This is a genomic window from Providencia sp. wls1914 (assembly GCF_009706645.1).
Classification (GTDB): Bacteria; Pseudomonadota; Gammaproteobacteria; order Enterobacterales; family Enterobacteriaceae; genus Providencia; species Providencia zhijiangensis.
In genome coordinates this window covers 433,695-446,968 of the sequence record NZ_WLUN01000004.1, presented here as the reverse complement: position 1 = coordinate 446,968, position 13,274 = coordinate 433,695, and the positions used below count along the sequence as shown (strand labels likewise).

At 43.6% G+C, this 13,274-nt stretch carries 9 protein-coding genes and 1 pseudogene; 7 read left to right on the top strand and 3 right to left on the bottom strand.

Features of this window, described 5'->3' with window-relative positions:
• Nucleotide 1 precedes the first annotated feature (1 nt).
• From GKR74_RS04235 to GKR74_RS04220, 4 genes are all read left to right on the top strand, one after another.
• The gene (locus tag GKR74_RS04235) at nucleotides 2-1,033 is read left to right on the top strand and encodes an ABC transporter substrate-binding protein (RefSeq protein WP_154602659.1); all 1,032 of its coding nucleotides are present in this window, start codon (nucleotides 2-4) and stop codon (nucleotides 1,031-1,033) included.
• A 260-nt stretch (nucleotides 1,034-1,293) separates the two neighbouring features.
• Nucleotides 1,294-3,372 carry an ABC transporter permease gene (locus GKR74_RS04230; RefSeq protein WP_154602658.1) on the top strand — a complete coding sequence of 693 codons (2,079 nt, stop codon included), beginning with the start codon at nucleotides 1,294-1,296 and terminating at the stop codon, nucleotides 3,370-3,372.
• Between the two features lie 16 nt (nucleotides 3,373-3,388).
• On the top strand, nucleotides 3,389-4,429 hold the full coding sequence (gene fbpC / locus GKR74_RS04225) for a ferric ABC transporter ATP-binding protein (RefSeq protein ID WP_154602657.1): 1,041 nt from the start codon (nucleotides 3,389-3,391) through the stop codon (nucleotides 4,427-4,429).
• A 130-nt stretch (nucleotides 4,430-4,559) separates the two neighbouring features.
• On the top strand, nucleotides 4,560-4,739 hold the full coding sequence (locus GKR74_RS04220) for a hypothetical protein (protein WP_154602656.1): 180 nt from the start codon (nucleotides 4,560-4,562) through the stop codon (nucleotides 4,737-4,739).
• Between the two features lie 107 nt (nucleotides 4,740-4,846).
• On the opposite strand, the pseudogene purL reads toward GKR74_RS04220, so the two are convergent.
• A pseudogene (gene purL, locus GKR74_RS04215) lies at nucleotides 4,847-8,740 on the bottom strand (phosphoribosylformylglycinamidine synthase).
• Between the two features lie 268 nt (nucleotides 8,741-9,008).
• On the opposite strand from purL, the gene mltF reads away from it, so the two are divergent.
• Complete coding sequence (gene mltF / locus GKR74_RS04210; RefSeq protein ID WP_154602654.1) at nucleotides 9,009-10,667, top strand: membrane-bound lytic murein transglycosylase MltF; 1,659 nt, start codon at nucleotides 9,009-9,011, stop codon at nucleotides 10,665-10,667.
• On the opposite strand, the gene tadA is transcribed toward mltF, so the two are convergent.
• Together tadA and leuE are read right to left on the bottom strand one after the other, a co-directional pair.
• Complete coding sequence (tadA, locus tag GKR74_RS04205; protein ID WP_181477343.1) at nucleotides 10,664-11,176, bottom strand: tRNA adenosine(34) deaminase TadA; 513 nt, start codon at nucleotides 11,174-11,176, stop codon at nucleotides 10,664-10,666. The genes mltF and tadA overlap by 4 nt on opposite strands.
• An 87-nt stretch (nucleotides 11,177-11,263) precedes the next feature.
• Nucleotides 11,264-11,911, bottom strand: a complete 648-nt coding sequence (leuE, locus tag GKR74_RS04200) for a leucine efflux protein LeuE (protein ID WP_036949445.1) — start codon at nucleotides 11,909-11,911, stop codon at nucleotides 11,264-11,266.
• A gap of 191 nt (nucleotides 11,912-12,102) precedes the next feature.
• Between leuE and GKR74_RS04195 the strand changes: the two genes are divergently transcribed.
• Together GKR74_RS04195 and GKR74_RS04190 are read left to right on the top strand one after the other, a co-directional pair.
• Nucleotides 12,103-12,552, top strand: a complete 450-nt coding sequence (locus GKR74_RS04195) for an XRE family transcriptional regulator (RefSeq protein WP_154602653.1) — start codon at nucleotides 12,103-12,105, stop codon at nucleotides 12,550-12,552.
• A 283-nt stretch (nucleotides 12,553-12,835) separates the two neighbouring features.
• Nucleotides 12,836-13,096, top strand: a complete 261-nt coding sequence (locus GKR74_RS04190) for a YfhL family 4Fe-4S dicluster ferredoxin (protein ID WP_154602652.1) — start codon at nucleotides 12,836-12,838, stop codon at nucleotides 13,094-13,096.
• Nucleotides 13,097-13,274: the final 178 nt, after the last annotated feature.

Genomic DNA, 13,274 nt, shown 5'->3' with positions numbered 1-13,274 from the left:
AATGAAACTTAAGACTCTCTCTACACTCGTTGCAGCAGGCTTATCTCTTGCCGCTATTACAACCACTGCAAACGCAGCAGGTCGTTTAGTGGTTTACTGTAGTGCAACCAACGCGATGTGCGAAGCGGAAACGCAAGCATTCGCCAAGAAATACGACGTTAAAACCACGTTCGTTCGCAACGGTTCAGGCAGTACTTTAGCGAAAATCGAAGCTGAAAAACGTAACCCACAAGCAGACGTTTGGTATGGCGGAACCTTAGATCCACATTCACAAGCAGGTGAAATGGATCTGCTTGAGCCGTACAAATCCCCTAACCTGTCTCAAATCATGCTGCAATTCCAAGATCCAGCTAAACGCAAGGGTAACTACTCTTCTGCGGTTTACATCGGTATCTTAGGTTTTGGTGTGAATAAAGATCGCTTAAAAGAGAAAGGGTTACCAGTTCCTACTTGCTGGAAAGACCTGACTAAGCCTGAATATAAAGGTGAAATTCAAATCGCGGATCCACAAAGTTCAGGGACTGCCTACACTGCATTGGCAACTTTTGACCAACTGTGGGGTAACGAGCAAGCCTTTGATTACCTGAAAAAACTGAACGCGAACATCTCCCAATACACCAAATCAGGTATTGCCCCAGCACGTAACGCGGCTCGCGGCGAATCTGCTATCGGTATCGGCTTCCTGCATGACTACTCTTTAGAAGTTGAAAATGGTGCGCCATTAGAGTTAATCGCGCCATGCGAAGGTACAGGCTATGAAATCGGCGGGATCAGTATTCTGAAAAACGCACGTAACATGGACAACGCAAAATTGTTCGTGGATTTCGTTCTGTCTAAAGAAGCCCAAGAACTGAGCTGGAAACAAGGTCAATCCTACCAAATCCTGACTAACACCACCGCAGAGTCTTCTCCACTGTCTCTGAAACTCAAAGACTTAAACTTAATCAACTACGATATGGATAAATACGGCGATGCTGAAGTCCGTAAGAATCTGATCAACAAGTGGGTTACTGAAGTTAAAATGAGTAAATAAGATGTTGGGTGCGGCGCCTGTCGCCGCACTTTACCTGATTTGCTCACGTAGGACTCGCGAGCTTCGCGATTTAGTGTATTAGCTACTTACTATAAAAAATGATGCCAAATCAAAGAGTGTCTGCACCACGCAGACGGCTCCAGCTTGGCTCACTCATTAGAACGATAATATTAATTAAGTTTAAAGTTATTTTCGTTATAAATCATGCCATTAAACTAATGATTAATTAACTCAATAATAATAAACTTAGGGGAAAAACAATGCCTCAGACCTTAACCCTAACAGCCTCGAAGAAAAAGGACAGTATCTTCCTTTGGATTCTGATAGCTTGGCTGGGCTTCGCTCTGCTACCCTCATGGAGCCTCGACTACGGCTTATTCGACTCAACCCAAGATGAGATCTTAGCTGCGTATGGCTGGAGCAGTGTCAATATTAGTTGGCTATGGTATTTATTGCCTTCTATCTTACTGTTAAGACCTATTACACCGGCCGATCGTAATCAAAAATCTCGTCACTATCTTGATATCGCGGTTGCCGCTATCACGGCGGTTCTCGTCATTATTACTGCCTATTTAGAGGGTAAGGGATTAGGCTATTCCGCCATCACCTTATTTATCGCCCTTGGTATGATAATGACCCACGCCCTGACTCGTTTAGAGTGGCTGGGTGGCGACCAATTTGTTATTGGCTCCCTTATCACCGTCGTCGCACTGATTGCGCTATTTATCGTCTTTCCCAGTGTGGCAATTTTTATTCCGATGTTTACTGACGGGAACGGAGATTTTGCACCATTTGCATTTGTGGCTATTTTAACCCAGTCGCATATTGTTCAGGTGATTATCAATTCCATATTCCTCTCGTTAGCAGTGGGTGTTGGCTGTACTTTCTTTGGTCTGATCCTCGCAATTTACACCACCCGAATTGCTAAGCGTTCTGCGATTATTGGTCGCGTATTCTCGATTTTACCGATTGTGACCCCGCCGTTTGTTGTTGGTTTAGGCGTCACCTTAATGATGGGTCGCTCTGGCTATGTTACTGAATTTTTAGCCACTTACATGGGGCTAGAAAATACTAACTGGCTATACGGCTTTACCGGTATTTGGTTAGCACAGGTTCTCGCATTCACCCCGATGTCCTTTATGATCCTCGATGGCGCGATTAAAACTATTCATCCATCACTGGAAGAAGCGTCATACACCTTACGCGCTAACCGCTACCAAACATTCTTCAACGTGTTTATGCCACTGTTGAAACCTGCACTGGCGAACGCCTTCTTAATCGTGATTGTGCAATCCCTTGCCGACTTCAGTAACCCGTTAGTATTAGGGGGTAACTTCGACGTTCTGGCGACACAAATCTATTTCTATATCACCGGTTCCCAGCTTGATTACCAAGCGGCCAGTACGTTAGGTGCTTCCTTACTTGTCTTCTCATTGCTGGTTTTCTGTGTGCAATACATGTGGATTGGTAAACGCTCTTACGTCACCGTTTCCGGTAAATCTTACCGTGGTGATGTTCAGCCGCTGCCAGTTTCATTAGTCGCTACAGTAACCACTATTCTGGGTATTTGGGTGGCGTTTAACGTCTTACTGTACGGTAGCATCTTCTACGGAAGCTTCACGGTGAACTGGGGCGTGGACTACACCTTAACACTGGACAACTTTATCAAACTGTTTGGCCAAGGTTTTGATGATGGCGCATGGCCGTCACTGTTAGATACCTTGTTATATGCGGGTATCGCTGCACCAATCACCGCGATTTTGGGTCTGCTTATCGCGTATATTGTGGTTCGACAAGATTTCCGTGGTAAGAAAACCATCGAATTTACCACCATGTTGTGCTTTGCCGTACCAGGTACGGTGGCTGGGGTTTCTTACATCCTCGCCTTTAACGATACACCGTTCTATTTAACCGGAACGGCGGCGATTGTGATTATCTCCATGACCATGCGTAACGTACCTGTGGGTATTCGTGCAGGTATCGCGGGATTAGGCCAAATTGACAAATCGCTAGATGAGGCTTCCCTCAGCTTACGTGCAGGTTCAATGAGGACAATTTTCCACATCCTACTGCCATTATTACGCCCAGCGATTTTGTCGGCACTGATCTATAGCTTTGTCCGTGCTATCACCACCGTGAGCGCCATTGTGTTCTTGGTAACACCAGACACCCGCGTTGCGACGGCGTATATCTTGAACCGCGTTGAAGATGGTGAATACGGTGTGGCGATTGCTTACGGTTCTATTCTGATCGTGGTCATGCTCGCGATTATCTTCTTATTTGACTATTTAATTGGCGAAGCCCGTGTTTCACGTTCCAAAGCCAAAAATGCACAGTAATCATGGAGTCACTGACATGACACAGAAAAGTTTCGTTGAATTAAAAAATATAACTAAGCGCTTTGGCGACAATACGGTCATTGACGATTTAAGCCTTTCCATCCCGCAAGGGAGTATGGTCACGCTGTTAGGGCCATCTGGCTGTGGTAAAACTACCGTACTGCGCTTAGTCGCCGGTTTAGAAAAGCCTACTGAAGGGCGCATGTTTATCGATGGCGAAGATGTCACCGACCGCTCTATTCAACAGCGCGATATTTGTATGGTTTTCCAATCCTATGCCCTCTTCCCGCATATGTCGTTAGGGGATAACGTAGGCTATGGATTGAAAATGCTCGGCTTGCCGAAGGCTGAAATCAAAAAACGTGTAGAAGAAGCGCTGGAGCTCGTGGACTTAGCAGGTTTTGCAGACCGTTTCGTTGACCAAATTTCCGGTGGGCAACAGCAGCGTGTTGCACTGGCACGTGCTCTGATTTTAAAGCCGAAGGTGCTGCTATTTGATGAGCCCTTAAGTAACTTGGATGCTAACTTACGCCGCAGCATGCGTGAAAAAATCCGTGAACTGCAACAGCAATTTAATATTACCTCACTGTACGTGACCCACGACCAGAGCGAAGCTTTTGCGGTTTCGGATATGGTTCTGGTAATGAACAAAGGTAAAATCATGCAGTTAGGTTCACCACAAGAGCTATACCGCCAGCCTGCATCCAAATTTATGGCGAGCTTTATGGGTGATGCGAACATTTTCCCAGCCACACTCAGCAGCGATTCCGTGGATATCTTTAATTATCGTTTACCGCGCCCTGCGCAGTTTATGACAGATAAAACCCAAGTCACTGTCGGTGTTCGCCCTGAAGCCATCACATTAAGCAAGCAAGGTGAAGATAGCCAACGCTGTACCATCACTCATGTGGCATATATGGGCCCGCAATATGAAGTCACGGTAGATTGGCATGGTCAATCGATGCTATTACAGATCAACGCAACGCAGCTGCAACCGTCTGTCGGCGAAGATCTTTATTTGCAAATCCACCCATACGGGATGTTTATTTTAGAATAAAGATTTTCTGTTTTAGGTATATCTTAACCGCCCGATTGGGCGGTTTTTTTTAAGCAAAAAATAGTCATAGTTGATACCATAAGCCTGAAATAGTGTAATTTTTGAACTTTTACTCATGCGAGGCTATATCATGAAAAATAATAAAGCCCCTCACCCGCAACATATTCTAAGCAAAAAACTATCAACTCGACGAATCACTAGAGGAACAAAAACAATTATAGAATTATTATCGGACTTGGATTCTAATGAAATAAAAGAACTCAATCTTCACCATGATGATTCTCAACCTATCGGAAATGAATTGATTTAAATACTCGCTATCAACCTTTTATATAATCATCTTTAATAAAAAAACACCCTATAAATCAAGCGACTTATAGGGTGTTTTGTTTTTAGCTCTAAATTAAAACAGACGTTTTAATCTCAGCCTAATTGCTTACGTGCATTACGGAAAATGCGCATCCATGGGCTATCTTCACCCCAGTTTTCTGGGTGCCAAGAGTTGCTTACCGTACGGAATACACGCTCAGGGTGCGGCATCATAATAGTCGCGCGACCATCCATTGATGTTACTGCCGTAATCCCATTCACAGAACCGTTCGGGTTCGCTGGGTATTGCTCCGTCACTTGACCGTAGTTATTCACAAAACGCATTGCCACCAGCGCGTTATTTTCTAACTGAGTTAAGTGAGCAGGTGCACGAGTTTCTACTTGACCTTCACCGTGAGAAACCGCAATCGGCATACGCGAACCCGCCATATCTTGCAGCAGTAATGATGGGCTGTTTGCAATTTCCACTAAGCTGAAGCGCGCTTCAAAGCGCTCTGAACGGTTACGTACAAAGCGAGGCCAATACTCAGCACCAGGGATCAGGTCATGCAAGTTAGACATCATCTGGCAACCATTACATACACCTAATGATAAAGTGTCTGGGCGGTTGAAGAAGGAGGCAAACTCATCACGAACACGGTTATTGAACAGAATGGACTTCGCCCAACCTTCACCAGCGCCTAATACGTCACCGTATGAGAAACCACCGCATGCCACTAGCGCTTGGAACTGTTCCAGAGACAAGTTGCCCGCCAGTAAATCACTCATGTGGACGTCGATAGCATCAAAGCCTGCACGATCCCAAGCCGCCGCCATTTCAACGTGAGAGTTAACCCCTTGCTCACGCAGCACAGCCACTTTAGGACGAACACCAGACGCGATATACGGAGCAGCAATATCCTCTGCGATATCGTAAGTCAGTTTCACATTCAGACCTGGGTCTTGATTGTCTTTCTTCGCTTCGTGCTCTTGATCTGCGCACTCTTCGTTATCACGTAAACGCTGCATCTGCCATGTAGTTTCAGCCCAGCACTCACGCAGAGCACTACGAGAACCATTATAAACGACCGTATCACGACTATTAATAATCACCGCATCGTCATGAGTTGCAGAACCAAGATAGTGAACACAACCTGCTAAGCCAGCGTCGGCAAAACACTGCTCTACATATTGGCGATCGGCACCTTGGATTTGGATCACTGCGCCCAGCTCTTCATTAAACAATGCCGCTAAGGTGTCCTCATCAAATGAACTGATATCCACGTTAATACCGCAGTGACCCGCAAATGCCATCTCCACTAACGTAACAAATAGCCCGCCATCTGAACGGTCATGGTAAGCCAGTAATTTTTGCTCTGATAACAGTTTTTGGATGGTATTAAAGAAGCCTAGCAACAGCGCTGGGTCACGAACATCTGGCGCTTTATTGCCTAATTGACGGTAAACTTGTGCCAGTGCAGAGCCACCAAGCGCATTGTGACCTTGACCAAGGTCGATTAATAACAAGCCGTTATCTGCCGTAGTTTTCAGTTCTGGCGTGACCGTTAGACGAACATCTTCAACACGACCAAATGCACTGATAATCAATGATAATGGCGACGTCATTTCACGCTCTTCACCATTTTGCTGCCAGCGAGTCTTCATTGACATTGAGTCTTTACCCACTGGGATTGTCAAACCTAACGCTGGACACAGCTCCTCACCAACCGCTTTAACCGCTTCGTACAAGCCCGCGTCTTCCCCTGGGTGACCCGCTGCAGACATCCAGTTAGCAGATAGCTTCACGCGCTTAAGGTCTTGCACATAAGAACAAGCTAAGTTGGTCAGTGCTTCACCCACAGCCATACGCGCAGAAGCGGCAAAATCCAACAGTGCCACTGGCGTTCTTTCGCCAATAGACATTGATTCACCATAATAGCTATCCAAACTTGCGGTTGTCACCGCGCAGTCAGCGACTGGGATCTGCCATGGACCAACCATTTGGTCACGAGCAACCATTCCCGTCACAGTACGGTCACCAATAGTGATTAAGAAGGTTTTTTCTGCCACAGCCGGTAAATGCAGAACACGCTTAACAGCTTCAGTTAAATCGATAGCGGTTCTATCCAGTGATTCAGGCTCGGCTTTCAGTGTCGTCACATCACGCAGCATCTTCGGCGTTTTGCCCAGCAATACATCCAGTGGCATGTCGATAGGCTGGTTGTCAAAGTGCTCATCATTAAGGGTTAAATGACGCTCTTCCGTTGCTTCACCGATCACAGCAAATGGCGCGCGTTCACGCTCACAAATCTCTGTGAATAAGGCGAGTTGCTCTGGCGCAACCGCCATCACATAGCGCTCTTGGGATTCGTTGCACCACACTTCCAATGGGCTCATCCCCGGCTCATCATTCAGAATTTTACGCAGTTCAAAGCGACCACCACGACCGCCATCGCTCACCAATTCAGGCATTGCGTTGGATAAACCACCCGCGCCAACATCATGAATAAACAGAATTGGGTTTTTATCGCCTAGCTGCCAACATTTGTCGATCACTTCTTGGCAACGACGCTCCATTTCAGCGTTGTCACGTTGAACAGAAGCAAAATCAAGATCCGCCGCAGATTGACCGGATGTCATGGATGATGCTGCCCCGCCCCCTAGACCGATATTCATCGAAGGGCCACCGAGAACGATTAGCTTAGCGCCAACAGTAATTTCGCCTTTTTGAACATGATCTGCACGGATGTTACCAATACCGCCTGCTAACATAATTGGCTTATGGTAACCGCGTAATTCTTCACCATTATGGCTATTGACTTTCTCTTCATAGGTACGGAAATAACCTAATAAAGCGGGACGCCCAAATTCGTTGTTAAATGCCGCACCGCCTAAAGGACCTTCCGTCATAATATCGAGTGCGGTCACAATACGCTCTGGCTTGCCAAAATCTTCTTCCCAAGGTTGCTCAAAACCCGGAATACGTAAGTTGGAAACGGAGAAGCCGACTAAACCTGCTTTTGGTTTTGCACCGCGACCTGTCGCGCCTTCATCACGAATTTCACCACCAGAACCAGTTGCAGCTCCCGGCCATGGAGAAATTGCCGTTGGGTGGTTGTGGGTTTCCACTTTCATCAAAATATGTGCATCTTCTTGATGGTAACGATAAGTACGTCCATCTGGCTCAGGGAAGAAACGACCGACTGAAGAGCCTTCCATTACTGCCGCATTATCTTTATAAGCAGACAGAACGTGATCTGGCGTTTTTTCGAAAGTATTTTTGATCATTTTAAACAGGGATTTTGGCTGTGTTTCCCCATCAATAATCCAATCCGCATTGAAAATTTTATGGCGGCAATGCTCTGAGTTTGCTTGCGCAAACATATACAGCTCAACATCCGTTGGGTTACGTTTTAACCCTGTGAATGCCTCTAATAGATAATCAATTTCATCGTCAGCTAACGCTAAGCCCATCTCTTTGTTAGCAGTATCGAGTGCTTGGCGTCCGCCTGCGATAATATCAATCACTTTCATTGGGGCAGGCTGCTGCTGAACAAATAGCGCTTCGGCTTGTTCAAAAGAGACAAAAACCGTTTCCATCATGCGGTCATGTAACAGACTGATGACCAGATCCCACTGCTCGCTTGTCAGTGAGTCGGCTTGAATATAATAGGCAACGCCGCGTTCAATACGTTTAACCTGTGTTAAGCCACAGTTATGCGCGATATCCGTTGCTTTAGAAGACCAAGGAGAGATAGTTCCTGGGCGTGGGGTGACTAAAATCAGTTTTCCAAATGGCTCATGCTCTGCCAGAGAAGGACCATATTTTAACAAACTACTCAGTTTACCTTGCTCACTGCCACTTAATGGGGCTGATAGCTCAGCAAAATGCATATATTCAGCATAGATATCCGTTACAGGGAGCTGTTTTTCAGCAAACAGCGCCAAAAGGCGGGTAATACGAAATGCTGATAGTGCCGGTGAGCCACGCAAAATTTCCATAGTCTTAAATTCTCTCTTTTAAACGCCAGCCCTGATCATGAAAGCAGGGAAACCGGAGTCCATTATAGAGCAATGTTCATCAATACGAAACCGTTTGCGTGACTAAAAATAGAGCGATTAGTTAAATATTAATATGTGCTAAATACGATAATATTAGTTGCACCGACCATCACTGTTAGAGCAAAATACGAAACCACTGGATTTATAACCATGATTAAACAGTTTTTATTAAGCGCACAACACCAGTTCTTGCACGAGAAATAATTATTTGAATAACCTAAAAGTTAACTATTTTATTATCGTGGTCATCGCCTTACTTGCCACCATGATCATTGGTTCTAATGTCCGATGGTCGAATACGCAAAATACCCAAATAGACAAAATTATCTCTCGGGGTGAGTTACGTATCAGCGCAGTAAGTTCACCACTTATTTATATTGATGAGCAACATCAGCTACGTGGCTTCGACTACGAACTGGCTCAAGGCTTTGCTACGTACCTAGGAATTAAACTCAAAATTATTATTCGTCCAACTATCGAGCAAATTTTCGAAGATCTCGATAACGACGATGCCGACATCGCTGTGGCAGGGCTGCTGTATAATAAAGACCGTTTGGATACTATGAAAACGGGTCCTAGCTATTTGAATGTGACTCAGCAATTGGTTTACCGTAAAGGCACCACGCGCCCAAAAACCTTTAATGACTTGAAAGGGAAATTAGTGGTTATCGCGGGGAGTACCCATGCAAGCACACTAAAAGCGCTTTCAACGCAATACCCTAATCTTAAGTGGGAAGAAAGCAGCGACTATACACCGAGCCAGTTATTAGAAATGGTGGCCGAAGGTGAGATTGACTACACCCTTGAAGACTCTATTGCCGTCTCTTTGCAGCAACGAATTCACCCGAAAGTCGCTGTCGCATTTGACTTACGTGATGAGCATGCCATCACATGGTATATGAGCCGCAAACATGACTATAGCCTAGATGCCGCCCTGCTCGACTTTTTTAATATCAGTAATCAAAATGACTCACTCGCCCGCTTGACCGAGAAACATTTTAGTCACGTCGAATCCTTTGATTATTTTGATACGATTACATTTATAAGTGCCATTAACAATAAATTACCTGATTATCAGCATTTATTTGAGAAGTATGCGGATACTGTCGAGACCGTCGATTGGAAATTATTGGCAGCTATCGCTTGGCAAGAGTCCCACTGGGATCCCCTTGCAACCTCCCCTACTGGTGTTCGTGGGATCATGATGCTTACCAAACCAACTGCGGCAACGATGGGAATTGAAGATAGATTAGATCCAGAAGGAAGCATCAAAGGTGGGGCAGCATATTTGTCGTACATCATGAAACGCTTACCCGACTCTATCGCTGAAGATGACCGTATTTGGTTTACCCTTGCAGCCTATAATATGGGCTATGGGCATATGCTGGATGTGCGTAAATTAACGCAAAAGCTGGGTGGCAACCCTGACCGTTGGCTTGATGTTAAAGCGAATTTGCCCCTGTTAACACAACCAAAATATTATTCTCAGCTCACGTATGGCTATGCCCGAGGACACGAGGCTTATCGTTATGTGGAAAATATTCGCCGCTATCATCAAAGCTTAGTGGGTTATTTGCAGAGTCAGGAGAAAAAACAGAAAACCTTAGAGATTGCGAAGAAATCTCACGTTTATGTCGTGGTACCCAATGAGAATACTCAGCTCTCATCTTATGTGATGCCTGATATGGTGCCAGCAAAATTGGAGGTCGCGCCAAAAGCGTCAGCGAATTTAGGTGTGTTTTATGCCAGTGAAAATAGTAGTGCACGAAACCACTCCCTAGGGAAATATATTCTGGCAAAACCAACACGTTCGAGTTCTATCGATAATAACGTAGCCCTACAAAAGGAAACGTCAATTGAAGACTAGTTCTCGGGGTTTTGAGCCTGTTTTTCTTGACGTCTCTGCTCTTTAATTTGTGCTCTGCGCATTCTAAAAAATTCGCTGAGCATGGATGAGCAAGTTTCTTCAAGTACACCACTCGTCACTTCAACATAGTGATTTAAACCTGGCTGCGACATGATATTCATGAAGGAGCCACAGGCTCCCGTTTTAAAATCTTTCGCCCCATATACGACCCGACCGATGCGGCTATGGATCATCGCCCCTGCACACATAATGCAAGGTTCTAAAGTGACATACAATGTTGTGTCTAATAAGCGGTAATTCTGTAGCGCGGTGCCCGCTTTTTGTAAGGTAACAATTTCAGCATGGGCGGTAGGGTCGTGGTTTTCAATGGAGTGGTTCCAGCCTTCTGCCACGAGTTGGTTATCTTTGACCAATAACGCACCCACAGGGATCTCCCCGGCATCTTGAGCTTTTATTGCTAGCTCAAGGGCTTGAGCCATCCAATACTCGTCGATTTCTAATTGCGTCACTCTAGCCTCTCATCCATCCACACTCGAAAAGTTGATTATTACGAAATGTTAAAGTGACTGCAAATTGAATCTGATATTAATCAATAACTAATTACTAAAAATGGCAAGTTTCGCAGCGAACCCCATAAAGAATGCACCTACAGTACAATTTCCCAGTTTCGCCAAAATCTGCTTTTCCCGTAAAAAGCGGGCTATCAAGTAGCCACTGAATATCAATAAGCTTAGATACAAGAAGCTAACCGTTTCTAAGATAACCGCTAATACCATGTACGGAACCCAAGCATGGCTATAATTGAAGTCAATAAATTGAATAAAGAACGAGATATAGAACAAAATCGCTTTCGGGTTCGTTAAGCTAAGTACCAAAGCTCGAGTAAAGTAATTTTCTTTTCTTACTTCAATCTGCTCTACCCCTGCTGATAACGATTTTTTTTGCCAAAAGGTTGCATATAGGATTTTGCATCCTAAGTACAAAAGATAAGCAGCCCCTAAGTATCTTACGATAGTAAACAGTGTTGGAGAGGCTTTGATGACCGAGGCAACACCAATGAATGAAAGAAAAATCAGTATTGCATCACCAGTGAAAACACCGATTGCGGCACGATATCCCGCTTTAGTCCCATGTGAAGTACTTGATTTTAATACATACAGTGAGTTTGGACCAGGTACAATGATGATAAGCACCAATCCCGCTAAGTAAGTCCAGAAATTCAATACCCCTAGATTTTCAAACATGACCAATTCCTAATTGTTTTTTCTTATTACTATCACAGTTAAGATCCATTGTGAATATTCTACTTTTATTAATTTTTAAATCATTTGAATATATAAAACAAACTAATAAATAACATTATTTTTAAAGTCTCTTTCATTAAATATGATTAACCCGCACTTAAGTTTTCATAATTTAAATAAGAGGAATAAACATGGCTTTTATTAGAAGAACCGTGCAAACAAATATCTTTGAAGAGTTTTACCCAACGACACTCGCATTCAATGCTGGTAAGAAAAACTATTTCTTAGGGCACTCAAAAGACAAGTCCTACATGATCTACAACATGACAGACGCAGGGAAAATCGAACCCACTGTCGTTGTACAAAAAGGGAAATTAAAAACGTACCTGCAAAATATTCAAGCCTTCTACGACACGACTCAAAACAAGCAATATTTATACGGTTATAATCTCGATGAGAAAGTTATCGATGTCTATCAAATCGCTGATAATGCCAGTATCGTGCTGATGTATTCTGAGGAGTTCACCGTTGAAGATTCTATAAAGTCAGCAACTTTCTTCATCATTAATGGCGTGCTGTGCTTCTATACGCAATCTGATAAAACTAAAAACTGGTATATCTACAACTTAATTAATTATTAATTTAATATTTTCTAATTGTCTTATCCAATAAGAGCTTAAATTTAAGCTCTTATTTTATTTTTATAAATAAAATCATCTTTATATTATTAATTCCACTTTACTTATAGACCATTCACTTTGAATCATACTTAAAACTCTTGATTATTCTGCTTGTTCATTACTATTTTTTCGTTAAGTATATTCGTTCACTCACACATAATTCAGTGTCTAATTGATTTACTTCAGTGTAAAATGGCGTTCGAAAACGTATACTACTGCTTTAAATCTGATATAACTAATTGAAATGGCACTATTAATTACTAAAAAATGCATTAACTGCGATATGTGTGAACCCGAATGCCCAAATGATGCAATTTTCATGGGGTCGGAAATCTATGAAATAGATTCTAACTTGTGTACTGAATGCGTTGGGCACTATGATAAACCCACTTGCCAGTCAGTTTGCCCCATAACTAATACGATTATTACAGACCCTGAACATGTTGAATCCCAAGAACAACTCTGGGATAAATTTGTCATGATCCATCACGCCGATAAAATCTAATTTCGCAAATACGCTGAATACATTTGTTAAAGTGACGATGGCTCAGCTCTGCGATATTCAATTTTTTGTTTTACTAAAAACATCCATCCGTTGAAGCACACTTTCATTAAAGTACTATTTTCATTAAAGTACTATTTCATTGAAACATTGCCGACCGAAAACAAGTCGGCAATGAGTA